Origin of the sequence: Pseudomonas sp. LH1G9, from assembly GCF_002949975.1 — a bacterium.
GTDB classification, from domain to species: domain Bacteria; phylum Pseudomonadota; class Gammaproteobacteria; order Pseudomonadales; family Pseudomonadaceae; genus Aquipseudomonas; species Aquipseudomonas veronii.
This window is the reverse complement of the sequence record NZ_CP026880.1, coordinates 1640609-1663523: the sequence shown is the minus strand read 5'-3', so window position 1 is coordinate 1663523 and position 22915 is coordinate 1640609. Positions and strand designations below refer to the sequence as shown.

Below are 22915 nucleotides of genomic sequence, written 5' to 3'. Positions count from 1 at the left end.
ACATCGTCTATTCCGCCTCGGTGTTGTGATGGCCGCGCACAATTGGATCGATCTGTCCCAGGACGCCGACACCGGCATCGAGACCCTGCGCGCGCATTTCGAGGGGCATGCCTACGATCCCCATTGGCACGACAGCTACCTGATCGGCGTGACCGAACAAGGCGTGCAGCAATTCAACTGCCGCCGCACGCGCCACAACAGCGTGCCCGGCCAGGTGTTCCTGGTGGAACCCGGCGAGTTGCATGACGGCGATGCGCCCACGGCCGACGGCTTTACCTACCACATGCTCTACCTCGACCCGCAGTGGTTGACGCGGGAAGTGAGCGCGGTCTTCGAAGAGGCTCCCGTCAACAGCCAGCTGAGTTTTGCCGCGACCTTGACCAACGACCCGCGCCTGGCCCTTGCCACCAGCCAAGCCTTTCGCACCCTGCACAGTGGCGAATTGCGCATCGTGCGACAACGGGCCATGGACCAGTTGCTCGAACGCCTCACCGGCCAGCTCCACTGGCGCAGCCGTTACCGTGACGACCCACGCCTGCCGCTGGTCGCCCACAAAGCCCGGGAATACCTGCATGCCCACCTGCATCACGATGTGGGCATGGACGCCCTGGCGCTGGCCTGCGGCGTCGACCGCTTCCGCCTGACCCGTGCGTTCAGGAGCGCGTTTGGCCTGCCGCCCCATGCTTATCTGGTGCAACTGCGCCTGGCCCGCGCGCGGCACTTGCTGGCCAAGGGTGAACAACCGGCCGATGTGGCGATCGCCCTGGGTTTTGCCGATCAGAGCCACCTGGGCCGCTGGTTCGTGCGCGCTTATGGCCTGACGCCGGCGGCCTACCGCAAGCGCTGCTCAAACCTTCCAGACAGGTGATACGCGGGCTTGTGAAGATCGACGCCATCAATGGGTCTATCGGAGTCGTCCACCATGCTGTCCACACTGCTGCCTTTCATGCTGTTTGCCTTCGTCGCCTCAATTACCCCCGGCCCGACCAATATCCTGGTACTGAGCAACAGCGCCCGTTTCGGTTTCAGGGCCACGCTGCCAATCATCCTGGGCGCCTGCGCCGGCGCGGCGCTGCTCGTGCTGGTGGTGGGCTCGGGGTTTGGCCAGTCCTTGGTGCAGCTACCCAAGGTACAAACCGCCATGCAATGGATCGGCATTGCCTGGCTGAATTACCTGGCCTGGCAGATTTTCAGCGCCCCCACCCGGACCATCGAAGCGGATACACGCCAAAAACCCCTGAGCCCGATCGGCGCCGCCAGCCTGCAATTGATCAACCCGAAAAGCTGGATGATGGCACTGGCGGTAGTCAGCGTTTTTACCGGCAATGGTGCGGAGCGCCAAAGCCAGGTGGTGTACCTCTCCCTGGCGTTTTTCCTGATATCGATCCCCTGCCTGGGCACCTGGGCGCTGTTGGGTGCCGGGTCCGCACGGGTGTTGCGTTCGACCAGCGCCATGCAGCGTTTCAACCGCGGTATGGCCGTGCTGCTGTTGGCGGCGGCTTGGTTAAGTGTGCTGGCCTGAACACACCGGCTATCTGGCTTTGTCCTACAACTTCTTGACGGCTTTCGTACTTTAGTGGTTTCCTGAAACCGGTTTCAGTCATTCCAATAAAAATAGAAGGTCGATGACCGTGAACAGTTTCTCTGCCGCCCAGCGCAGCCGCGTGACCATGCTCGACGTCGCCCAGCGCGCCGGCGTGTCCAAAGCCAGCGTGTCGCGCTTCATCGGCGACGACCGCGCCCTGCTCTCCGACGCCATCGCCCTGCGCATCGAGCACGCCATCGCCGAACTCGGCTACCGCCCCAACCAGATGGCCCGTGGCTTGAAACGCGGGCGCACGCGCCTGATCGGTATGCTGGTGGCCGATATCCGCAACCCCTATTCCATCGCCGTGATGCACGGTGTCGAAACCGCCTGCCGCCAGCACGGCTACAGCCTGGTGGTGTGCAACACCGACCGCGATGACGAGCAGGAACGCCAGCACCTAGCGGCGCTACGCTCGTACAACATCGAAGGGCTGATCGTGAACACCCTCGGCCACCACCTCGAACAACTGCTGGAACTGCAACGGGAAATGCCCCTGGTGCTGGTGGACCGCAAGGTCGCACCGTTGCGCAGCGACCTGGTGGGTTTGGATAACCCGGCCGCGGTACGCATGGCGCTGGAACACCTTGAGCAACAGGGCTACCGCGAGATAGTGCTGGTCAGCGAGGCCACCGATGGCACCAGTTCGCGCCTGGAGCGCCTTGACAGTTTCACCGCCGAGATTGCCCGCCGCCCGGCGTTGAGTGGGACGGTGCTGGAACTGGACGGCGCGCTGGAAAAGCGCCTGCGCAGCTTCCTGGCCAAGCCCGGCGCCAAAGCCGTGTTCTGCGCCAACGGCATTGCCGCCCTCGCCTGCACCCGCGCGCTCAAGGCGCTGGAGTGCGACCTGTTCGCGGACGTCGGCCTGATCGCCCTGGATGACCTGGACTGGTACCCGCTGGTGGGCACCGGCATCACCGCCCTCGCCCAACCGACGCAGGCGATTGGCGCGAGTGCCTTCGACTGCCTGCTCAAGCGCCTGCGCGGCGATACGGCGCCGGCCCGCACCCTGGATTTCCTGCCCGAACTGATCGTTCGCGGTTCCACCCAACCCACCTCGTAGCCGCTGTCGAGCCCTCGCGGGTGTCAATTCAATAGGTTGCGCAGAAAAATGAAACCGGTTTCAGAGGTACACAATCATGCATGAATACCCCGTCTCCATCAGCCTTTCCAGCTACGGCGCCGACCTCGTCCGCCAGCAGGGCCAATTGAGTTTTGTCGCCCTGCTGGCGGCGGCCGGTGCCCGGCGCATCGAGTGGCGCGAAGAGCTGCTGACCATTGAACAACCGGCACAACTGGCCCGGGCGGCGGCCGAACAAGGCCTGGAGTGCGTGTTCTCTTCGCCGCTGGAACTGTGGGTCGCCGGCCGCGCCCAGCCGAATGCCGAGCTCGCCGCCACCCTTGATCGCGCCCAGGCCTTTGGTGCGCGCTGGCTGAAAGTCTCCCTCGGCTACTTCACCGATACCAACGACCTGCACAGCCTGCACGCCCTGCTCAACCGCCACCCGGTCAAGTTGCTGGTGGAAAACGACCAGACCCTGCATGGCGGCCGCATCGAACCGCTGCAACGTTTCTTCAGCAAAGTCGAGCGCCTTGGCCTGCCGGTGAAGATGACGTTCGATATCGGTAACTGGCACTGGCAGGACCAGTCCGCGCTCACCGCCGCGCGCCTGCTCGGCCGGCATGTCGACTACCTGCACTGCAAGGCGGTGGCGCGTCGTGCGGACGGCAAGCTGGTGGCGCTGCCGCCCGGCGCCACCGACCTGCATCTGTGGGAACAACTGCTGGGCCACATGACTCAAGGTATTACCCGGGCGGTGGAATTCCCGCTGCAAGGCGATGACCTGGTCGAAGTCACCGCCCGGCAGGTCGCCACCCTCGCCCTGCTTGGCCAACCCCGTGCGGAGTACGCCCATGTCTGAGATCGATATCCTGTCGTTCGGCGAAACCATGGCGATGTTTGTCGCCGAACAGAGCGGCGACCTGGCCCAAGTGGGCCACTTCCACAAACGCATCGCCGGGGCCGACAGCAATGTCGCCATCGGCCTGTCGCGCCTGGGCTTCAACGTCGCCTGGCTAAGCCGGGTGGGCAACGACTCCCTGGGCCGCTTTGTGCTCGACACGCTCAAGCAACAAGGCCTGGATTGCCGGCACGTGGCGGTCGACCCGCTGCACCCCACCGGTTTTCAGCTCAAGTCCCGCGAAGAGGCCGGCGATGATCCCCAGGTCGAGTACTTCCGCAAGGGCTCGGCGGCCAGCCATTTATCCATCGCAGCCATCAGCCCGGCGCTGCTGCAGGCGCGCCACCTGCACGCCACCGGTATCCCGCCGGCCTTGTCCGAGGCCACCGGCGAGTTGTCCCGCGAGCTGATGACGCAAATGCGCAAGGCCGGGCGCAGCGTGTCGTTCGACCCGAACCTGCGCCCGGCGCTGTGGCCCAGCCAGCAGCAGATGATCCGCGAGATCAACGCCCTCGCAGGCTTGGCCGATTGGGTCTTGCCGGGGTTGAGCGAAGGTCGCTTGCTTACCGGTTTCGACGACCCGGCGGACATCGCCGCGTTTTACCTGGACCAGGGCGCCGAAGCCGTGGCCATCAAGCTCGGCCCGGACGGCGCGTATTACCGTACCCAACTGGACCAAGGCTTTGTCGCCGCCGTGAGCGTGGACAAAGTGGTCGACACCGTCGGCGCCGGTGATGGCTTTGCCGTCGGCATGATCAGCGCCCTGCTGGAAAACCTCAGCTTCCCCGAGGCGGTACACCGCGGCAACTGGATCGGCAGCCGTGCCGTGCAGAGCCGCGGCGATATGGAAGGCTTACCCACACGCACGGAGCTGCCGACCCGATCCGTTGCTTGACCCACTCCCTGTTGCCACAACTACAACAAGCTCAGGAGCAACCCCATGGATACCTTGAAACTCGCCACCCGCCGTTGGTGGTACATCATGCCCATCGTCTTTATCACCTACAGCCTGGCGTACCTGGACCGCGCCAACTACGGTTTCGCCGCCGCCAGCGGCATGGCTGAAGACCTGATGATCACACCGGGCATGTCGTCCCTGCTCGGCGCACTGTTCTTCCTCGGTTACTTTTTCTTCCAGGTGCCGGGCGCGATCTACGCGCAAAAGCGCAGCGTGAAGAAGTTGATTTTCGTCAGCCTGATCCTCTGGGGCGGCCTGGCCACCCTGACCGGCGTGGTGTCCAACGCCTACATGCTGATCGCCATTCGCTTCATGCTCGGCGTGGTCGAAGCGGCGGTGATGCCGGCGATGCTGGTGTACCTGTGCCACTGGTTCACCCGTGCCGAACGCTCGCGGGCCAATACGTTCCTGATCCTCGGCAACCCGGTGACCATGCTGTGGATGTCGGTGGTGTCCGGCTACCTGGTGCAGCATTTCAGCTGGCGTTGGATGTTCATCGTCGAAGGCCTGCCGGCGGTGCTGTGGGCGTTTATCTGGTGGCGCCTGGCCGATGAGCGGCCCAAGGATGCCCGGTGGTTGAGCGACAGCGAAAAGCACCAGTTGGAAACCGCCCTCGCCGCCGAACAGGTGGGGATCAAAGCGGTGAAGAACTACGCCGAAGCGTTTCGCTCGCCCAAGGTGATCATCCTCGCGCTGCAGTTCTTCTGCTGGAGCATCGGCGTGTACGGCTTTGTGCTGTGGCTGCCGTCGATCCTCAAGGCCGGTTTGCAGATGGACATGGTCGAGGCCGGCTGGTTGTCGGCGCTGCCGTACCTGGCGGCGGTGATCGGCATGCTGGTGGTGTCGTGGGGTTCGGACAAGCTGCAAAAACGTAAGCGGTTTGTGTGGCCGCCGTTGTTGATCGCCTCTATAGCTTTCTATGCGTCCTACGTGCTCGGCGCCGAACATTTCTGGTGGTCCTACACCCTGCTGGTGATTGCCGGCGCGTGCATGTATGCGCCCTATGGACCGTTTTTCGCGATTGTCCCGGAGATCCTGCCGGCCAACGTCGCCGGCGGCGCCATGGCGTTGATCAACAGCATGGGCGCGCTCGGTTCGTTCGGCGGTTCGTACCTGGTGGGTTACCTCAATAGCAGCACCGGTTCCCCCGGCGCCTCTTACCTGCTGATGAGCGGCGCGTTGATGGTCTCGGTGGTGCTGACGATGTTCCTCAAGCCCGGCGCCAGCGACCGCGAGTGCGCGCCGTTGCAGTCCCTCGAATTAAAGGTGAAGACCTGATGAAAAAGTCTGTCGTTCTGTACAAAAAACTCTCCGCGCCGCTGATGGCCCGGCTGCATGAGCACGCCGAGGTCACGCTGATCGACGCGCTCGACCCGCCCGGCCTGGCCAAACTGCGCGACGCCCTCCCCGGCGCCCAGGGGTTGCTGGGCGCGAGCCTGCGCCTGGACGCCGCGTTGCTGGACCTGGCACCGCAACTGGAGGCGGTGGCCAGCGTGTCCGTCGGCGTCGACAACTACGACATCGAGTACCTGACCCGGCGCGGCATCCTGCTCAGCAACACGCCCGATGTGCTCACCGAAACCACCGCCGACACCGGCTTCGCGCTGATCCTCGCCACCGCACGCCGGGTGGTCGAACTGGCCGATATGGTGCGTGCCGGCCAGTGGCACAAGAACATCGGCCCGGCGCATTTCGGCAGCGACGTGCATGGCAAGACCCTGGGCATCATCGGCATGGGCCGCATTGGTGAAGCGCTGGCCCAGCGCGGGCATTTCGGCTTCGGCATGCCGGTGCTCTACCACAGTCACTCGCCCAAACCACAGGTGGAAGAACGGTTCGGCGCGCAGTACCGGCGCCTGAACGACTTGCTGCAACAAGCAGACTTCGTCTGCCTGACACTGCCGCTCACCGCCGAAACCGAGCGGTTGATCGGCGCGCAAGAATTCGCCCAGATGGGCCCGGAGACGATCTTTATCAATATCTCCCGCGGCAAGGTGGTGGATGAAGCCGCGCTGGTCGAGGCCTTGCAGCAGCGCACGATTCGCGCGGCGGGGCTGGATGTGTTCGAGCGCGAGCCGCTGCCCCACGACTCGCCGTTGCTGCGCTTGAACAATGTGGTGGCCACGCCGCATATCGGCTCGGCGACCCATGAGACGCGGGAAGCAATGGCCGAGTGCGCGGTGGATAATCTGCTCGCGGCGCTCGCCGGTCAGAAGCCGAAAAACCTGGTGAATCCAGGCGCCTGGATGCAATAGCTTCTGACACCACATAGAGCGAATGTGGGAGGGAGCTTGCTCCCGATGGCGCTGGATCAGTCAGTAGATGAGTTGACTGACCCATTGCTATCGGGGGCAAGCCCCCTCCCACATTGGGATTGCATTGCAAAGTGGCTCAGATAACGAACCTGGCCACCATCGCATTCAAATCCACCGCCAGGCGCGACAGCTCATGGCTGGCCACGCTGGTCTGGTTGGCGCCCGCCGCCGACTGGGTCGCCAGGTCGCGGATGTTGACCAGGTTGCGGTCTACTTCACGGGACACCTGGGCCTGTTCTTCCGAGGCGCTGGCGATCACCAGGTTGCGCTCGTTGATCAGGCTGATCGACTGAGTGATCTGCTCCAGAGCCACGCCGGCCGCGCGGGCCATTTCCAGGGTGTTATGGGTGCGCTGGTTGCTCTGTTGCATGGATTGCACGGCTTCACCGGTGCCGTTCTGGATACCGGCGACCATTTTCTCGATTTCCTGGGTCGACTGCGCGGTGCGATGGGCCAGGGCCCGCACCTCGTCGGCCACCACCGCGAAGCCGCGCCCGGCTTCACCGGCGCGGGCGGCTTCAATCGCCGCGTTGAGCGCCAGCAGGTTGGTCTGCTCGGCAATCGCCCGGATCACGTCGAGGACCTTACCGATGTCGCGCCCCTGAGTGGCCAGACCTTCGATCAGCAGCGAGGTGTTTTGCACATCCTGGGTCATGGTCTGGATCGCGCCGACGGTCTCAACCACCCGGTCGCGGCCTTCCCGTGCCGCCTGGTTGGACTGCGTGGAGGCTTCGGAGGTGGACACGGCGTTCCGCGCCACCTCTTCCACGGCAGCAGTCATCTCATTGACGGCCGTGGCGGCCTGGTCGATTTCGTTGTTTTGTTGCTGCAAGCCTTTGGAGGCTTCTTCGGTGACGGCGCTCAACTCTTCCGCCGCCGAGGCCAATTGCGTGGCCGAACCGGCGATGTGCTGGATGGTCTGGCGCAAGTTGGTTTGCATGGCCGACAACGCACTGATCAAACGCGCCGGTTCATCCTTGCCATCGTCTTCAATGACTTTGCTCAAGTCGCCGCCGGCAATGGTTTGCGCCACTTCCACGGCTTTGCGCAGCGGTGTGACGATGCTGCGGGTCAGCAACCAGGCCAACAGTACCGTGAGCAAGGCGGCGGCCACGGCCACCACGACGATCCCGCTGATCGCGCTGTCATAGCTGCGTCCGGCCTGCTCGCTGGCCTGCTTGGCGCCAGCGGAGTTGAGGGCGATCAGCTTGTTCAACTGCTCGCCCATCTGATCGGTGCCGTTCTTGATCCGGGTATTGATCAAGGCGCGCATCTCATCGACCTTGTTTTGCTGGGACAGGGCCAGCATCTCGGCCTGGGCCGTCAGGTAGTTGTCCAAGGTGCCGACAAACGTCTTGTACAGGGCCGCTTCCTCAGGCACGGAAGGTAACGCTGAGTAACCGGCCTGGGCGGCTCTGACCTTGTCGATCAGTACGGCGATGCGCGTTTGCGCCTCTTGCAACGCAGCCGGTTCACGGTTGACCAATACGCGGAACGACAAGATACGCATGCGCAACACGTTTTCCGTGAGGCTGCCCAAGTAGGCCACGCTGGGCAGTTGGTTGCTGCTCATATCCACCGACGCCTGACGGATCAGCGTCATGCGGTTGACTGCAAACACTCCCAATACAACCACCAACAACGCAATGAATGCGAAACCGAGAGACGCTCGAGGGGCAATATTCAGATGACGAAGAGACATAGAGGTATTCTCAAGAAGGAGTGTCTGCGCGCATCCCTGCAGCGGAATGATCAGCTGGCGTCAACACGCTGCTCTGACCTTGGTCACCACTTGTTGTCATTGTTGGGTGGGCCTATGAAAGATATCGGCAGGCCCAGCGGTTTTCGCAGGGCCTCCATAAATATTTTTTTACACTTCTGACGATCTCCGGTTTCTGGCATCCTGCGCCTCCATTTTCTGTCCAGAGCCCGCATTTTGTCTGACGCTCAAGCCCCGCGCCCGCGCTATAAATCCGACCTGATCTACGGCCTGGAAGACCGTCCGCACTTCTCTGCCGCAATGTTTGCCGCCTTGCAGCATGTGTTGGCGAGCTTTGTCGGCATCATCACCCCTACGCTGATCGTCGGCGGCGTGCTGGGCCTGGAAAGCGAGGTGCCGTACCTGGTGAGCATGGCCTTGTTCGTGTCGGGGCTCGGCACTTTTGTGCAGGCGCGCACGTTCGGCCCGATCGGTTCGGGGTTGTTGTGCCTGCAGGGCACCAGTTTTTCGTTTATCAGCGTGATTCTCAGTGCCGGGTTCATGGTCAAGGCCCGGGGTGGCGGCACCGATGAGATTCTCTCGACGATCTTCGGCATCTGTTTTTTCGCGGCGTTTATCGAAGTCGTGCTCAGCCAGTTCATCGGCAAGTTGCGCAAGCTGATCACCCCGGTGGTGACCGGCACCATCATCACCCTGATGGGCCTGTCGCTGATCAAGGTGGCGGTCACCGACATGGCCGGTGGCTTCGGCGCCGACAACCTCGGCGCCGCGAGCAATATGGGGCTGGCCGCGCTGGTGCTGCTCACCATCGTAGTACTCAACCGCTTCAACAACCCGTTCCTGCGCCTGGGTTCGATCGTGATCGGCCTGACCCTGGGCTTCATCGTGGCCTGGTGGCTGGGCCGTGTGGATATGGCGGCCTTGCCCCAGGTGCCGTTGATCAGCGTGCCGGTGCCGTTCAAGTACGGCTTCTCGTTCGACTGGGTGGCGTTTATCCCGGTGGCGGTGATCTTCCTGATTTCGCCCCTGGAGGCCGCCGGTGATCTGACGGCCAACTCGATGATTTCCCAACAGCCGGTCAAGGGGCCGCTGTACATCAAGCGCATCAAGTCCGGCCTGCTGGCGGACGGCCTCAACTCGGCGATGGCCGCGACCTTCAACAGCCTGCCGATGGTGACGTTCGCCCAGAACAACGGCGTGATCCAACTCACCGGCGTAGCCAGCCGTTATGTAGCGTACTTCATTGCCGGCCTGCTGGTGCTGCTGGGGCTGTTCCCGATGATCGGCGCGGTGCTGCAACTGATGCCCAAGCCGGTATTGGGCGGCGCGACGCTGATCATGTTCGGCACCGTCGCCGTGGCGGGGATCAAGATCCTCGCCGAAGCCGGCCTGCACCGCCGCAATATGCTGATCGTGGCGATCTCCCTGGGCATGGGCCTGGGTGTCGCCGCCGTGCCGGAAGTGTTGCGCGACCTGCCCAAGGCGCTGCACAACATCTTCGAATCGCCGATCACCGTAGGCGCGTTCTGTGCAATCCTGCTGAACATTTTCCTGCCGGAAGAGTTCTTAGAACTGGAAGAAGATGAATTTGATCCGGAGTCCTCAACCCTCAAAGTGATGCAAGACCCGGACGTCACGCACTAGGAGCACCTTCGTATGCGCAAGCTCATGGTTCTATCGATACTGCTGCTGACCTTGAGCGCTTGCGCCCTGTTCCCCAATCGCGACCCGGTCACTATCAACGTGGTGGGCATCGAGCCGCTGCAAAGCCAGGACCTGGAAGTGCGCTTCGCCGTGAAGCTGCGGGTGCAGAACCCCAATGAAACGGCAATCGACTACAACGGCGTGGCCCTGGACCTGGAGGTCAATGGCCGGCCGCTGGCGTCGGGGGTGAGTGATCAGCGTGGAAGCATCCCACGTTTTTCCGAGACGGTTCTGATGGTGCCGGTCAGCGTTTCAGCGTTTTCCGTGTTGCGGCAAACCCTCGGCCTGAGCCAGACCCAGAGTTTGAACAACCTGCCCTACGTATTGCGCGGCAAATTGGCCGGCGGGCTGTTCGGCACCATGCGGTTTGTCGATCGTGGGACACTGGACCTGCCGAATACCGCCACTTGGTAACCCCCCATGCAACCGACCTTGGTCACCCAACGCCTGATTCTGCGCCCGCTGACGCTCGACGATGCCGAGGGCATCCAGCAACAGTTCCCCCATTGGGAAGTGGTGCGTTATCTCAATGCGCTGGTGCCGTGGCCCTACCCGGCTGACGGCGCGCGTCACTACCTGGAACACATCGCGTTGCCCGCCATGGCCCGGGGCGAGGAATGGCATTGGGCGATCCGCCTGCAAAGCGCGCCGGAGCAATTGATCGGCAATATCAGCCTGATGGACGAACCCGATAATAACCGTGGGTTCTGGTTGGGGCCGCGATGGCAGGGCCAGGGGTTGATGTCCGAAGCGAGCGAGGCGGTGACCGCCTATTGGTTCGAGGTGCTTGAGCGGCCCGTGCTGCGCGTGCCGAAAGCTGCGCCCAACCTGAAGTCGCGGCGAATTTCAGAACGCACGGGCATGCGTCTGATCAGGACAGACGAAGGTGAGTTTGTCGAGGGCATTTTTCCACGGGACATCTGGGAAATGACCCGTGAAGAGTGGCTGGATCGCCGCTCTTTCAAGCGATAGACATCAACCGGTGGGAGTGGGCTGACTCCCACCGGTTTTACCGCGCTCAGTCCGTGATGTAGCGCACGCCCGGCTTGGCCCGCTCATCGACCACCAGCTCGAAAACATCCGGCCGGGCGTAATGCCCCACCACGTCATAGTCATACCGTGCGCGCACCAGATCGTCGGTATTGATCTGCGCGCTCAAGAGCCCGGCTTCACCCAGCAGCGGCCCAGCCAGGATGTCGCCCATGGGGCCGACAATCACACTGCCGCCTGCAATCAACGGACGATCTGAAGGCCAGTTGGCCACCTCAACGCCCAGCGCCGCGGGCGATGCCTGCACCTGGCACGCACTGACCACAAAACAGCGGCTCTCGTGGGCAATGTGGCGCATGCTCACCTGCCACATCTCGCGCTCATCCACCGTGGGCGCACACCATACCTGCACACCCTTGGCGTACATCGCCGTTCGCAGCAGGGGCATCATGTTTTCCCAGCACACCGCGCCGCCGATGCGCCCGACCGCCGCGTCGATCACCGGCAGTGTGGAACCATCGCCCTTGCCCCAGATCAGCCGCTCGGTGCCGGTGGGCATCAGCTTGCGGTGCTTGGCCACCAGGCCGTGCGCCGGCTCGAAGTACAGCATGGTGCAATACAAGGTGCTGGCGCTGCGCTCGATCACGCCCAGGACCAGGCTGGCACCGGTTCGCGCCGACAAACCGGCCAACGCTTCGGTTTCGGCGCCGGGCACGTCGATGGCGTTGGCAAAATATCGCGCAAAGGCTTCGCGACCTTCGGGCAGGCGATAACCGAGTTGCGTGCCGAAGCCTTCGCCTTTGGGATAACCGCCCAGCAGCGCCTCGGGCATCACCACCAATTGCGCGCCACTGCGCAGGATCGGCTCTTCATACGCCAGGATTTGCGCCAGGGTGTCGGCCTTGCCGCCGGGCAAGGAACCGATTTGCAAGGCGGCCACAATAGAAACAGGCATCAGGATCACTCCGAACAATGAGGGGTTGCCCATTCTCCAGCCAGCCCGGATCATGAATAAAGCCCACCTCAGTGCTGAATGATATGAGCCAGATAAATATCACCCAAGTCGACCTCAACCTGCTGAAAACCTTCGAAGCCCTGCACGACGAATCCAGCGCCAGCCGCGCAGCGTTGCGCCTGGGCGTCACCCAATCGGCGATCAGCGCGGGCCTGCGGCGTTTGCGCGAGGTGTATGGCGACCAACTGTTCGTGCGAACCGGCCGTGGCCTGGCGCCGACCTTGCGGGCCAACCAGTTGAAGCCGGTGATCAGTGAGGCGTTGGACCGCTGCCGACAGAGCCTGGCAATGACCCACCCGGACACCCAGCAGTATCAGGGACGCTCCGTGGTGCTGGGTTTATCCGACGACTTCGAGATTGCCTACGGCCGCCGCCTGATGGCGGAAATTGCCCAGCGGTTGCCGAAATTGCGAGTGATTTTCCGTCAGACCCACAGCCAGATCGTCGCCGCCGCCCTGCTCGACCGCAGCCTCGACCTGGCGATTACCGCCGGCGGCTTTGCCGAACGCCGCCTAAGCCGGCAGGTGCTGGGAGAAGGTGATTACCGCTGCCTGGTCGACCCACACAGCCTGGCGCCTGGCCAGCAATGCATCGACCTGCACGCGTTCGTTAGCCGCGAGCATGTGCTGGTGTCATCCGGCGGGTTTATCGGGATCACCGATGAAGGGCTGGCGGCACAAGGGCTGAGCCGCCAGGTGTGTGCCTCCACCAGCCACTTCGCCGCGTTGCCGTTTCTGCTCAAGGGCAGCCAGGCGGTGGCGACCATTCCCGGGCACGCCGCCGAAGCCATCGCCGGTATGACCGGCTTGCAGGTTCTGCCGTGCCCGCTGGCGCTGCCGCGCTACCCGGTGGAACTGGGCTGGCGCACCCAGGCTCAGCTTGATCCGATGTTGCTGAAAGTGCGCGAGGCGATTGTCGCCAGCTTTACTTCGCCGCCGCCATCAGCTTGTTGACTTCGCTGCGCACCATGTTGGAGAACTCCGGCGGCGACATGCCGTCGAGTTCCGCGCGAACCCATTCGGCCCACTTGCCCTTGCGTTTGGCGCGCTCGCCGAACAGGCGCGCGGCTTCGCCCTTGGCCTTGCCCAGGTTGCTTTGCCACAGGTCGTAGAGACGGGACTTTTCATCTTCCAGCTCGGCGCGTTCGGCGAGGGTCTTGTTGGCGAGATTGAAGCTCATGTTGAATTTCCTGCTGCACAAATAGGTGACATCTTACACTGTAGGTCTAAGTTTCCTGATTCGGATTTCGCATACCCACGCCGGTCGGCAAAAAACTGCAACTTTTGCCGCCGCCCGACACTCCATTGTTCACTGTCACATTTACCTGCAAGGAGTCACACAATGGCCCGTAAATCTGCCGCCCAAGTCGTCGAAGATCAAATCAAGGATCAAGCGTTCAGCGAACTGACTGCACTGATCGAAGAGTCGGACAAACTGCTCAAAAACAGTGCTTCCCTGGTCGGCGAAGAAGGCGAAACGCTGCGCGAGCAGGTCGCTATCAAGCTCAAGCAAGCGCTCGACTCGGTGTCCAATGTGCGCGAGCGCAGCAAGCCGGTGGTGGATGCCACCGAAACCTACATCGGCGGTCACCCGTGGCAGACCGTGGCGATCTCGGCAGGCTTTGGCCTGGTGGTCGGCCTGCTGCTCGGTCGTCGCAACTAATACTGTAGGCCTTGCGTAGCCACTGCCGAACCCTGGCGAGGTAAGCGGCTACGCGGGTTTTCAGACGGCCCACTCACGTAGTTGATTCAACGCCTGCGCGTCCACTTCAATGCCTGCCGCCAACGACTTCGCCCGCGTGCGATGACGTCGATCCCCCGGCAACCGCCGCAACCCCACCGCGTGCATCTGCCGCACCAGTTCCTGGCTGCGCTCGGCGAAGTTTTGCCCGGCGGTTTTGCTCGGGTCGATCAGGATCAACAACTGGCCGGTCCACGGCGTGCGGGCGCCAGGGTGATCGGCCCAGTTGAACTCAAACGAGAAGTTGCCGCCGGTCAGGGCCGCGGCCAGTAACTCGACCATCATCGACAGCGCCGAGCCCTTGTGCCCGCCGAACGGCAACAACGCACCGCCTTCGAGGATGGCCTTGGGGTCCTGGGTCGGCTGGCCCAGGCTGTCGACGCCCATGCCCGGCGGCAGGCGCTCGCCGTTGCGCGCAGCAATCTGCACGTCACCATGGGCGATGGCGCTGGTGGCCAGGTCGAACACAATCGGCGCGCCGTCCGCCCGTGGCGCGGCAAACGCGATCGGGTTGGTACCGAACAGCGGGCGATCGGCGCCATGGGGCACCACGCAGGTCATGCTGTTGACCACGCTCAGCGCCACCAGGCCTTGCTCGGCGAAAGGTTCGACATCCGGCCACAGCGCGGCGAAGTGATGGGAATTGTGTATCGCCAGCAACGCAATACCGGCGCTGCGGGCCTTGTCCACCAGCAACGCACGGGCCGCCGCCAACGCCGGTTGGGCGAAGCCATTCGCGGCGTCGACCCGCACGAAGCCGGAAGCGACATCCGTGACCACCGGCGTGGCCTTGCCATCGACCCAGCCGCTCTCCAGCGTGCTGATGTATCCGGGCATCCGAAAGATGCCATGGCTGTGGGCGCCGTCGCGCTCGGCGCTGGCGCAATTGTGCGCGAGGATCTGCGCCACTTGCGGCGACGTGCCGTGCTTCACAAACACCGCGTGCAGCAACCCCACCAGGTCGTTGAAACCGATGAACGCTGAAGAATTGTCAACTCTCGGGGACTGGGCAGACATCGGTAGCTCCGATTTTGTAATTGGAAGAGACAACAAGAATCCAGACCGACGATTAAACAACGCCTCCCGTGCCTGCTGTCAACGGGCGCTTGAGTTATCTACTGCCTGACGCGCTTCGCCGTCCATTACGGTGTGTCGCGACTCCATCACCAGCCTGTTTGGGCGTGCCCCAACGAGAATAAAAGTTCAATTGATGCGCAATTGCCATGAAGGCTGTTCTCGCCCCCGGTCTCGGGAGGTTAGAATGTGGGAAATCAGGATGAATTAATGACCGAAAAGTCTGCTTTAGAAGCCGAATATGACGCCATCACCGACGCCGCCGCGCATTGGTGCATGCGCTTGCATGCAAGTGATTGCACGGCGGACGAACGACAGGCCTTTCAACAATGGCACGATGCTCATCCGCTGCATGCCTTCGAATACGCGGCGATGCTGGAAATCTGGGACGTGGCCGATCACTTGCCACGCAATGCGCCGCCCATAGCGCCGTTCAGACCGCGTCGCCGGCTGCGCGATTACGCGGTGGCTGCCGCAGTGTGCTTGGCCGCGCTGCCCCTGGCGGCGTTCACCGGCTGGGAAGCGGGCTGGTTGCCGACTGCCTATGAACGGTTCGAGGCCAGCAATGGCCTGCGCCAGGTCACCCTGGCCGATGGCAGCCAGGTTGAGCTCAACCTGGGCACCGAACTGGTCTACGCCGATTACAAGGACCAGCGCCGGGTCACACTGAGCAAGGGCGAGGCGTTTTTCAAGGTCAGCCATGACAGCACCCATCCGTTTGTCGTCAAGGCCGGTGAAGGACAGGTGCGCGTGACCGGCACCCAATTCAACGTGTGGAAATACGAAAATCAGGTGCGGGTGATGCTGCTCGAAGGCTCGGTGCAGATTTCCAGCGACCCGGCGCACGGCAGCGTGCCGCTGACCCCAGGCATGCAAGCCAGCTATCAACCAGGCGATGCCACCCCGCGCGTGCGCCCGATCAACCCCAACGACAGCGCCCTCGCCTGGCGCCAGGGCAAATTGGTCCTGGACAACCTGGCCCTGGCCGACGCGTTACCGTTGATCAACCGCTACCTGAACAAACCCGTGATGCTGGCCGATATCGGCACCGGAACGATCCGCATCGGCGGCATCTATAACATCAGCGAGGTCAACAACCTCGTCCCCTCCCTGCCCAAGGTTTTGCCGGTCTACCTGACCCAGAACCAAGATGGCAATCCCGTCCTCAACTCCATCCCACGTAAAGCGCCCAAGGGCTGAGGCTTCTGCCTGTCCCTGCGAGCCTGATTGCGCCCGCAGTGTCCATTTCTGAAACACCCTCCTCCTCTGAGCGGCCCTGACAGCGCGGCTTCATCGTTTTGTCATACGCAGTGTTACATCACTGATACAACCTCCCGAAAGCATGACCTGCGGGCCGGCCATCGGGCTGGCATCGGCGCGGTGTATCAGCGCTGAAACAGCATGGCCATCACTTAGCCTGCTATGTTTCATATCTATCTGATTAACAACAACAAAACAAAAGCGGCACGCCTTCTGCTCTATTCCTTACAGCGCTGTTTAGGGTCAGCGCAACGAAAAAGGAATGCCGCCGTGATCACACTCACTCAAGGTTCGATGAATGTACTGCTGGTCAGCTGTGTACTCAGCATCGGCGTCAGCGTTCCGAGCTTTGCTGCCGACGGTGTCATCGTGACCGGGCGTGAAGTGCAAGGTCATATGTACGGTCGCGCATCGTTCGGTCCAGACCCCTACCCCACCACTGCCAACGCCAATCCCAGCAGAGAAATCAACAGTGCCACCTCAAGTGAACTCAGCGATTTGGATATCGGCGGCATCAGCAGTGGCTCGAGCATCGCCCGTTCCATACAGACTGCGGGGAACTTGTCTGGCGTGACCTCCACGCAAAGCAGCATGTCGACACTGGGTACCGGTGCAACGGCCGGCCACGGCGCGGGCAGCAGCATGGGCGGCCAGATCAGCAACTCGATCCAGCGCGGCATGGCCCCCTGAACAACATTGGCAACATGATGGGGGGCAAGTAATGAATCGCACTCTTCTGATCCTCGCCCTGCTGAGCAGCACCACTGCATGGGCAGACGACTCCGCGGTGATCAACAACAGCGGAAAAAACTACAACGGCAACTTCTCGATCAACCAGTCGGCCGGCATCCAACAGCAAACGGCCAACAACCGTGCCATCACACTGGGTGGACAAGCCACCACCGTCAATATCCAAAACCTGAACGGCAAGGTCGACCCGTCGCTGAACGCCAAGGCCGCGATCGCAGGAACCTCTTTTACCAATGGCAACGGCATGCTGGGCATCAACCAGACAGCCGGGGCGAATAACCAATCAATCAATGCCGTGCGGGTCAGCATCAACCCTGGCCCGCAAAGCATCGACGACAGCGTCCTGTTGCAGCAGAACACGACGACGCTGGCAACCGACTCAGGGTTCACCCCTACCACTGGCAGTCGCCAGGTCGTCACAAGCGACCAGGCCTTCACAGGCAGCCGAGGAGTGATTCAGGTGAACCAGAGTGCAGGGGTGGGGAACCGAGTGGCTAACACCCTGGGCATCACTATCAAGTAAATGCTTGGTAGTACTCGCTAGACCGTACCAACACTTAACCAACTAAATTAGAAGCAAGGAGAAACACCATGAAACCTCAAATGGCTCTGAAACCAATGGTTTTCGCTCTGGCCGCGCTGATGGCTGCTGCTGCACAAGCAAATGGTGGTGGCTGGCATCCGGCCCCTCAACCTACCGGGGTTGTGGCCGCTGTTGTGACAGACGTACAAAATAGCGCTGGCAACAAGTTCGACGACACCAAAACCGAAAACAACGCTTCGGCCGATGGCTCGGTAAACAGCAACAGTGGTAACACTGGGGTCAACGTCCAGGCTGGCAGTGGCAACCAAGCAGACAACTCTGCTGCCATCTCCAGCGCCAAAGGCGACTTCGCGTCGGTATTCGCCGTGGTCGATGTCAATCAAAACAGCTTGCTGAACACCTACTCCAACAAAGGCACGCAAAACAACGCCTCCCTGGACAACTCGCTTAACAGCAACTCTGGCAACCTGGGTTACAACGGCCAGGCCGGTCAAGGCAACCAGGGTAAAAACAACATGGCAATCACTACCGCTGACGGCAAAAATATCGCGGCAGCGGCCAACACCGAGCAAAACTCGCTCGGCAACAGCTACCTGAACGCCGCTGCTACCAGCCACGGTTATGGCTATGGCTATGGCGGCAAACCTCAGTATGTGTCCAATAACTCGAGCCTCGACAACTCGGTTAACAGCAACTCCGGCAACGTAGGCGTAAACCTGCAGTCGGGCTTGGGCAACCAAAGCAGCAACAGCCTGTCCATCGGTCAGGGTTGCAGCAGCTGCGCCAGCGGCGTTCGCTTCTGATCCAACGGGGCCTTGGCAACAAGGCCCTTTTTTATTCCAGTGTCCAACAGGTCATTCGATCATGCGCCTCGCGACCCTCACCCTCCTGATGTTGCTCACCGGCCCAACATGGGCAGGCACGATGGCGATCTCCGCCATGCCCGGCGGTGCAGTCATCTATAAAAAGGTCGAGAGTATCCGTGAGCGTCGGTTCGCCAACCTGGTGGAACAGAAAACCGATTTCAGCTGCGGTGCTGCGGCACTTGCCACCATCCTGCGCCAAGCCTACTGGCTGGACGTCGACGAAGAACACATCATCAAAGGCATGCTGGTCAACGCCGACCAGAACCTGGTACGCACCCAGGGTTTTTCCATGCTGGACATGAAGCGCTATCTCGAAAGCATCGGCATGCGTGCCCGGGGCTACAAGATCGCACCAGACACTCTGGTGACCGTGAAGATCCCTGTGGTGGTGCTGCTGGAAATCCGGGGCTACAAGCACTTCGTGGTGATGCAACGCGCAGACAAGGACTGGGTATACATCGGCGACCCGGTGCTGGGCCACAAACGCTATTCGCGCGACGATTTCGTCAAGGGTTGGAATGGCATCGTATTTGCGGTGTTGGGCGAAGGTTATGACAAGGCCAATGTCCTGCTTGACCCGCCTACCCCTCTCAGTGCCAAGAACAAACTGAATGAATTCAGACCCGTGGGCGATGCCGAGCTGATGGACTTCGGTTTTATCCAAAGCGACTTCTTCTAAGAAGCGCCATTAGGGGCAGGAAGCTCCAGGAGCGAGAGATGAACACTTCCCGTTGGCTGACGGTCTTGTGTCTGGCAGCCTCAATGCCCGCTTATGCTTCATCGGGGTTCAAGCCTATCGAACTGAAAGACTCGGAAATGGCTGAGTTGCGTGGTCGTTATGTGATGCCGGGGCGGATCATCAGCTTCGGCATCGTCATGAGCAGCACCTGGACCAACTCGGTGGGTGACTCGATCACCGGCAAAGCCAGCATGCAGATCGACAAGACGACCATCACCCCGCAGTTTTACGTACAGACCGTCGGCGTCAAAGGCACGGGCACCAACCAGACCACAGGCACCGGTTCGGTAGTCGGCGGCGCGGGCCTGGGCAGCGGCCAAGGCGTGACCCAAAGCGTGCGTGCGGCCGGCGATGGCAACACTGCTTACAACAATGTCGGCATCAACGTCACCGAAAACGGCCTCGCACCGGGCAACCTGGTGCAATCAGGCCAGGTGCTGGTCGCCGGAGGCGTGGTCACCGGCAGCAGTGCGGCAGGCGATGTTGCCGTTTCGGCCAGGAACGGTGGCTTGCAAATGGCCATTCAGGCCAATAACAACCAGGGCAACAGCCTTCAACAGATCGGTGCTGGCAATGTACTGCAAGGTACGGTGCTTACCGGCAACACGAATTTTGTCAACAATATGACCCAGCTCAACATTGTCATGGGCAACAGCCTGAACAATGGCGCGCTGAACTGCAATCTTGACCAACTCAAAGGCCTACGCACTCTCGGATATTGAACTACGCTGAGCCTCGACACTTTACGCATTAAAAAAGGACGGCTTATTTCATGCATCGATCGCTATCATTACGTGCGGTTGTTTGTTTAAGTACGCTCTTACCTGCGTCCATGTTGTATGCCGCGCCGGACGCCGATATCGAGACGCTCAAACAAGAACTCTTGGAACTCAAACAGCGTTACGACGTGCAGCAAAAGGCCCTGGCGGTGCTGGAACAACGGGTGCGCCAGGTCGAAGACCAGCCGGCGACTCCAGCGCCCAAACGTCTGGCAAAATCCCCGTCGGACTTCAAAAAAGGTGGGACCACCGTCGCAGGTACAGGCGCGGCAGCTGCCTCCGGGGGAGCGGGTGGCGGCGGCAGTTCCTATGGGCAGTCGCTTAAGGACGACTCGGCGCCTGCGCAAAGCGTCAGCAACCTTTACAACGAAGCCAGCGGCTTCTTCGGCAACGGCAAATTCAGCTTCGAAACCGGCATAACTTATGCGCGCTACGACGCCCGTCAGTTGACCGTCAACGGTTTCCTCGCTCTGGACTCGATTTTCCTGGGTAATATCAACCTTGACCGAATCAAGGCGGATAACTGGACGCTGGACCTGACCGGACGCTACAACGTCGATAACCGCTGGCAATTCGACGTCAACGTGCCAGTGGTCTACCGCGAGTCCACCTACCAATCCGGCGGTGCCGGCAACAATGCCCAGGCCACGTCGGAAGCGTCAGTGACCCGCGACCCGACCATCGGCGATGTCAACTTCGGTGTCGCTTACAAGTTCCTCGACGAAACCGCCAACTTGCCGGATGCAGTCGTGTCGGTGCGGGTCAAGGCGCCAACGGGTAAAGAGCCGTTTGGCATCAAACTGGTCAAGCAAACCACCAACGACAACCTCTACGTGCCGGAAAGCCTGCCCACCGGCAATGGCGTCTGGTCGGTCACGCCGGGCATTTCCCTGGTCAAGACGTTCGACCCGGCGGTGTTGTTTGGCTCGCTCTCCTATACCCATAACTTCGAGGACTCGTTTGACGATATCAGCAGTGACGTGAATCAGAAGGTCGGCGGCAAAGTCCGCCTGGGTGACAGCTTCCAGTTCGGCGTCGGTGTCGCCTTCGCCCTCAACGAGAAGATGAGTATGTCGTTCTCGGTTTCCGACCTGGTCCAACGCAAGAGCAAGCTCAAGCCAGACGGCGGGGATTGGCAATCGGTGGTCTCCAGCGACGCCAACGCCGGTTACTTCAACGTGGGCATGACCATCGCGGCGTCGGATAACCTGACGATCGTGCCGAACCTGGCCATTGGCATGACGGATGATGCGCCGGACTTCACCTTCAGCCTGAAATTCCCGTACTACTTCTAAACCGCGCACAGGGAAAAGCCCCGCAACGATAAGGGTCGTTGCGGGGCTTTTCGGTTTACCCGCCCTAGCGGATCTGGTGTTTGTGCAACAACCGGTAAAACGTCGGCCGGGAAATCCCCAGCACACGGGCCGCGACACTCAGGTTGTCGCTGTGCCGGTTGAGCACATCGCACAGCGCCTGGCGTTCGGCGCGGTGTTTATAGTCTTCCAGTGTAGCCATCGGCGACGAAATTGCCTGCTGACTCTGCAAACCCAGATCAACGGCTTCGATTTGCCGCCCTTCGGCCAGCACCAGGCCTCGGCGCACGCGGTTGGCCAGCTCACGCACATTGCCCGGCCAAGGGTGGTGCCCCATGGCCACCAGGGCGTCTTCGCTGAAGCTGCGGGGGCGGCGCCCGGTTTCCTGGCTGTAGAAGCGCGCAAAGTGGTTGGCCAGCATGGCGACGTCACCGTGGCGCTCGCGCAACGGCGCCGTGACTACTTGCAGCACATTCAAACGGTAATACAAGTCTTCACGAAACGTACCCTTCGCCACGGCCGCTTCCAGGTCGACGTGGGTCGCCGCCAGCACTCGCACATCCACCGGGATCGGCTGGCTGCCGCCGACGCGTTCGATCTGTTTTTCCTGCAGGAATCGCAGCAGGTTGGCCTGCAGCTCCATCGGCAAATCGCCGATCTCATCAAGAAACAACGTGCCGCCATTGGCCGCTTCGATCCGCCCGATCTTACGCTGGTGGGCGCCGGTAAACGCGCCCTTTTCGTGGCCAAACAGTTCGGATTGGATCAGGTGCTCCGGGATCGCGCCGCAGTTGATCGCGACAAACGGCTTGGCATGGCGCTGGGATTGGCGGTGCAGGGTTTTGGCCACCAGCTCTTTGCCGGTGCCGCTGTCGCCGCGGATCAGGACCGGGGACTCGGTGGGCGCCAATTTGGACAATAACTTGCGCAGCTCGCGGATCGGTCGGCTGTCGCCCAGCAGTTCATGTTCAGGCTCGTCCACCGCGGTGTAGCCCTTGCCCCGCAGCCTTGCCATGCCAAAGGCGCGGCCGAGGGTGACCTGCACCCTGGACACATCGAACGGCAAGGTATGGAAGTCAAAAAACCATTCGCAGACAAAATCGCCGACATTCTGCAAGCGCAACACCTCTTGGGTGAGCACCGCGATCCACTCGGTGCCGCTGCGGCTGATCAGTTCCTTGACGGCTTCGGGCCGCTCCAGGTGATACGGCTGCAAGCGCAGCAAGCCGACATCGCAGGATCGCTCCCCCACGGCCGCCAACGTACAACTGTCCACCTCCCACCCCGCCGCACGCAAACCCGGTAACAACTCATAGCAGTCATCACAGGGGTCGACCACGAGCAAGCGGCGCTGCACAGGTGTAACAATCATGACTATTCCTTGGCGCCAGAATTGCTAAAGTTATTTATAAACAAAGGTTTGTGACGCCCGGCAATTACAGTATCAAAATCTTGACAGTTGCCTTGTATCGTTTTGCTATATGTCTTGGCAAAAAGCCACTCGACCGTCACATCCCAGCAAAAAAGTTGTACCTGCCGAATCGCGTATTCAGCTTTCAAAACAGCCGCTTACATGACGTCAATCACAGAAAGTTGAAAATT

General features: G+C 61.4%; 23 protein-coding genes and 1 pseudogene. 19 read left to right on the top strand and 5 right to left on the bottom strand.

The window, feature by feature from the left end; genetic code table 11:
- Nucleotides 1-28: 28 nt before the first annotated feature.
- The 7 genes from C5F70_RS07970 to C5F70_RS07940 all read left to right on the top strand — a co-directional run bounded on the left by C5F70_RS07970 (nucleotide 29) and on the right by C5F70_RS07940 (nucleotide 6759).
- Nucleotides 29-868 carry an AraC family transcriptional regulator gene (locus C5F70_RS07970; RefSeq protein ID WP_017848411.1) on the top strand — a complete coding sequence of 280 codons (840 nt, stop codon included), beginning with the start codon at nucleotides 29-31 and terminating at the stop codon, nucleotides 866-868.
- A 54-nt stretch (nucleotides 869-922) separates the two neighbouring features.
- Nucleotides 923-1522, top strand: coding sequence for a LysE family translocator (locus C5F70_RS07965; RefSeq protein WP_104903056.1), 600 nt, complete (start codon nucleotides 923-925; stop codon nucleotides 1520-1522).
- 109 nt (nucleotides 1523-1631) lie between these two features.
- Entirely contained in the window at nucleotides 1632-2648 is a 1017-nt protein-coding gene (locus tag C5F70_RS07960) for a LacI family DNA-binding transcriptional regulator (protein ID WP_090234923.1), read from the top strand.
- Between the two features lie 76 nt (nucleotides 2649-2724).
- A complete protein-coding gene (locus tag C5F70_RS07955; RefSeq protein WP_104903055.1) occupies nucleotides 2725-3507 on the top strand; it encodes a sugar phosphate isomerase/epimerase in 783 nt (260 codons plus the stop codon).
- Nucleotides 3500-4441: a sugar kinase gene (locus C5F70_RS07950; RefSeq protein WP_017848407.1), complete on the top strand. Its 942-nt coding sequence runs from the start codon at nucleotides 3500-3502 to the stop codon at nucleotides 4439-4441. Before C5F70_RS07955 ends, C5F70_RS07950 begins: the two co-directional genes overlap by 8 nt.
- 45 nt (nucleotides 4442-4486) lie before the next feature.
- Nucleotides 4487-5782, top strand: a complete 1296-nt coding sequence (locus tag C5F70_RS07945) for an MFS transporter (RefSeq protein WP_104903054.1) — start codon at nucleotides 4487-4489, stop codon at nucleotides 5780-5782.
- A complete protein-coding gene (locus C5F70_RS07940; protein WP_104903053.1) occupies nucleotides 5782-6759 on the top strand; it encodes an NAD(P)-dependent oxidoreductase in 978 nt (325 codons plus the stop codon). Before C5F70_RS07945 ends, C5F70_RS07940 begins: the two co-directional genes overlap by 1 nt.
- Before the next feature lie 136 nt (nucleotides 6760-6895).
- Here C5F70_RS07940 and C5F70_RS07935 read toward each other — a convergent pair whose 3' ends face one another.
- Entirely contained in the window at nucleotides 6896-8446 is a 1551-nt protein-coding gene (locus C5F70_RS07935; RefSeq protein ID WP_371920062.1) for a methyl-accepting chemotaxis protein, read from the bottom strand.
- Between the two features lie 309 nt (nucleotides 8447-8755).
- Between C5F70_RS07935 and C5F70_RS07930 the strand changes: the two genes are divergently transcribed.
- The 3 genes from C5F70_RS07930 to C5F70_RS07920 are packed head-to-tail and all read left to right on the top strand — an operon-like array spanning nucleotide 8756 to nucleotide 11215.
- Nucleotides 8756-10183 (top strand): nucleobase:cation symporter-2 family protein, encoded by a 1428-nt coding sequence (locus C5F70_RS07930; RefSeq protein WP_046383168.1) that lies wholly within the window; start codon nucleotides 8756-8758, stop codon nucleotides 10181-10183.
- 12 nt (nucleotides 10184-10195) lie between these two features.
- Entirely contained in the window at nucleotides 10196-10657 is a 462-nt protein-coding gene (locus tag C5F70_RS07925; protein WP_017848402.1) for an LEA type 2 family protein, read from the top strand.
- Nucleotides 10658-10663: 6 nt separating this feature from the next.
- Nucleotides 10664-11215: a GNAT family N-acetyltransferase gene (locus C5F70_RS07920; protein WP_017848401.1), complete on the top strand. Its 552-nt coding sequence runs from the start codon at nucleotides 10664-10666 to the stop codon at nucleotides 11213-11215.
- A gap of 46 nt (nucleotides 11216-11261) precedes the next feature.
- On the opposite strand, the gene C5F70_RS07915 is transcribed toward C5F70_RS07920, so the two are convergent.
- Nucleotides 11262-12188 carry a carbon-nitrogen hydrolase family protein gene (locus tag C5F70_RS07915; RefSeq protein WP_026140204.1) on the bottom strand — a complete coding sequence of 309 codons (927 nt, stop codon included), beginning with the start codon at nucleotides 12186-12188 and terminating at the stop codon, nucleotides 11262-11264.
- Nucleotides 12189-12271: 83 nt separating this feature from the next.
- Here C5F70_RS07915 and C5F70_RS07910 point away from each other — a divergent pair, with 83 nt between their 5' ends.
- A complete protein-coding gene (locus C5F70_RS07910) occupies nucleotides 12272-13201 on the top strand; it encodes a LysR family transcriptional regulator (protein ID WP_079443641.1) in 930 nt (309 codons plus the stop codon).
- Here C5F70_RS07910 and C5F70_RS07905 read toward each other — a convergent pair.
- On the bottom strand, nucleotides 13173-13427 hold the full coding sequence (locus C5F70_RS07905) for a hypothetical protein (protein ID WP_017848398.1): 255 nt from the start codon (nucleotides 13425-13427) through the stop codon (nucleotides 13173-13175). The two genes, C5F70_RS07910 and C5F70_RS07905, sit on opposite strands and share 29 nt — an antisense overlap.
- A 162-nt stretch (nucleotides 13428-13589) precedes the next feature.
- Here C5F70_RS07905 and C5F70_RS07900 point away from each other — a divergent pair, with 162 nt between their 5' ends.
- Entirely contained in the window at nucleotides 13590-13910 is a 321-nt protein-coding gene (locus C5F70_RS07900; RefSeq protein WP_017848397.1) for a YqjD family protein, read from the top strand.
- Between the two features lie 60 nt (nucleotides 13911-13970).
- On the opposite strand, the gene C5F70_RS07895 is transcribed toward C5F70_RS07900, so the two are convergent.
- Nucleotides 13971-15005, bottom strand: coding sequence for an Ldh family oxidoreductase (locus tag C5F70_RS07895; protein WP_017848396.1), 1035 nt, complete (start codon nucleotides 15003-15005; stop codon nucleotides 13971-13973).
- A 267-nt stretch (nucleotides 15006-15272) separates the two neighbouring features.
- On the opposite strand from C5F70_RS07895, the gene C5F70_RS07890 reads away from it, so the two are divergent.
- From C5F70_RS07890 to C5F70_RS07860, 7 genes and pseudogenes are all read left to right on the top strand, one after another.
- Nucleotides 15273-16262 (top strand): FecR family protein, encoded by a 990-nt coding sequence (locus tag C5F70_RS07890; RefSeq protein WP_102618174.1) that lies wholly within the window; start codon nucleotides 15273-15275, stop codon nucleotides 16260-16262.
- 330 nt (nucleotides 16263-16592) lie between these two features.
- Nucleotides 16593-17044, top strand: a pseudogene (locus C5F70_RS07885) (hypothetical protein).
- Nucleotides 17044-17595: a hypothetical protein gene (locus C5F70_RS07880; protein ID WP_017848393.1), complete on the top strand. Its 552-nt coding sequence runs from the start codon at nucleotides 17044-17046 to the stop codon at nucleotides 17593-17595. The pseudogene C5F70_RS07885 and the gene C5F70_RS07880 overlap by 1 nt, the downstream one beginning before the upstream one ends.
- A 68-nt stretch (nucleotides 17596-17663) precedes the next feature.
- A complete protein-coding gene (locus C5F70_RS07875) occupies nucleotides 17664-18419 on the top strand; it encodes a hypothetical protein (RefSeq protein WP_104903051.1) in 756 nt (251 codons plus the stop codon).
- Nucleotides 18420-18480: 61 nt separating this feature from the next.
- On the top strand, nucleotides 18481-19161 hold the full coding sequence (locus C5F70_RS07870) for a C39 family peptidase (RefSeq protein ID WP_017848391.1): 681 nt from the start codon (nucleotides 18481-18483) through the stop codon (nucleotides 19159-19161).
- A 38-nt stretch (nucleotides 19162-19199) separates the two neighbouring features.
- On the top strand, nucleotides 19200-19943 hold the full coding sequence (locus C5F70_RS07865; RefSeq protein ID WP_104903050.1) for a hypothetical protein: 744 nt from the start codon (nucleotides 19200-19202) through the stop codon (nucleotides 19941-19943).
- Between the two features lie 50 nt (nucleotides 19944-19993).
- Nucleotides 19994-21295: a hypothetical protein gene (locus C5F70_RS07860; protein WP_026140201.1), complete on the top strand. Its 1302-nt coding sequence runs from the start codon at nucleotides 19994-19996 to the stop codon at nucleotides 21293-21295.
- A gap of 64 nt (nucleotides 21296-21359) precedes the next feature.
- On the opposite strand, the gene C5F70_RS07855 is transcribed toward C5F70_RS07860, so the two are convergent.
- Entirely contained in the window at nucleotides 21360-22685 is a 1326-nt protein-coding gene (locus tag C5F70_RS07855) for a sigma-54 dependent transcriptional regulator (protein WP_017848388.1), read from the bottom strand.
- Between the last annotated feature and the right edge of the window lie 230 nt (nucleotides 22686-22915).

What these genes read in the sequence shown, in the direction of transcription:
- C5F70_RS07910 (WP_079443641.1), top strand. Translation starts at nt 12,272, where the DNA reads ATGAGCCAGATAAATATCACCCAAGTCGACCTCAACCTGCTGAAAACC.
- C5F70_RS07865 (WP_104903050.1), top strand. Translation starts at nt 19,200, where the DNA reads ATGAACACTTCCCGTTGGCTGACGGTCTTGTGTCTGGCAGCCTCAATG.
- C5F70_RS07860 (WP_026140201.1), top strand. Translation starts at nt 19,994, where the DNA reads ATGCATCGATCGCTATCATTACGTGCGGTTGTTTGTTTAAGTACGCTC.
- C5F70_RS07875 (WP_104903051.1), top strand. Translation starts at nt 17,664, where the DNA reads ATGAAACCTCAAATGGCTCTGAAACCAATGGTTTTCGCTCTGGCCGCG.
- C5F70_RS07965 (WP_104903056.1), top strand. Translation starts at nt 923, where the DNA reads ATGCTGTCCACACTGCTGCCTTTCATGCTGTTTGCCTTCGTCGCCTCA.
- C5F70_RS07890 (WP_102618174.1), top strand. Translation starts at nt 15,273, where the DNA reads ATGACCGAAAAGTCTGCTTTAGAAGCCGAATATGACGCCATCACCGAC.
- C5F70_RS07870 (WP_017848391.1), top strand. Translation starts at nt 18,481, where the DNA reads ATGCGCCTCGCGACCCTCACCCTCCTGATGTTGCTCACCGGCCCAACA.
- C5F70_RS07970 (WP_017848411.1), top strand. Translation starts at nt 29, where the DNA reads ATGGCCGCGCACAATTGGATCGATCTGTCCCAGGACGCCGACACCGGC.
- C5F70_RS07855 (WP_017848388.1), bottom strand. Translation starts at nt 22,685, where the DNA reads ATGATTGTTACACCTGTGCAGCGCCGCTTGCTCGTGGTCGACCCCTGT.
- C5F70_RS07895 (WP_017848396.1), bottom strand. Translation starts at nt 15,005, where the DNA reads ATGTCTGCCCAGTCCCCGAGAGTTGACAATTCTTCAGCGTTCATCGGT.
- C5F70_RS07945 (WP_104903054.1), top strand. Translation starts at nt 4,487, where the DNA reads ATGGATACCTTGAAACTCGCCACCCGCCGTTGGTGGTACATCATGCCC.
- C5F70_RS07920 (WP_017848401.1), top strand. Translation starts at nt 10,664, where the DNA reads ATGCAACCGACCTTGGTCACCCAACGCCTGATTCTGCGCCCGCTGACG.
- C5F70_RS07925 (WP_017848402.1), top strand. Translation starts at nt 10,196, where the DNA reads ATGCGCAAGCTCATGGTTCTATCGATACTGCTGCTGACCTTGAGCGCT.
- C5F70_RS07955 (WP_104903055.1), top strand. Translation starts at nt 2,725, where the DNA reads ATGCATGAATACCCCGTCTCCATCAGCCTTTCCAGCTACGGCGCCGAC.
- C5F70_RS07915 (WP_026140204.1), bottom strand. Translation starts at nt 12,188, where the DNA reads ATGCCTGTTTCTATTGTGGCCGCCTTGCAAATCGGTTCCTTGCCCGGC.
- C5F70_RS07905 (WP_017848398.1), bottom strand. Translation starts at nt 13,427, where the DNA reads ATGAGCTTCAATCTCGCCAACAAGACCCTCGCCGAACGCGCCGAGCTG.
- C5F70_RS07880 (WP_017848393.1), top strand. Translation starts at nt 17,044, where the DNA reads ATGAATCGCACTCTTCTGATCCTCGCCCTGCTGAGCAGCACCACTGCA.
- C5F70_RS07900 (WP_017848397.1), top strand. Translation starts at nt 13,590, where the DNA reads ATGGCCCGTAAATCTGCCGCCCAAGTCGTCGAAGATCAAATCAAGGAT.
- C5F70_RS07950 (WP_017848407.1), top strand. Translation starts at nt 3,500, where the DNA reads ATGTCTGAGATCGATATCCTGTCGTTCGGCGAAACCATGGCGATGTTT.
- C5F70_RS07940 (WP_104903053.1), top strand. Translation starts at nt 5,782, where the DNA reads ATGAAAAAGTCTGTCGTTCTGTACAAAAAACTCTCCGCGCCGCTGATG.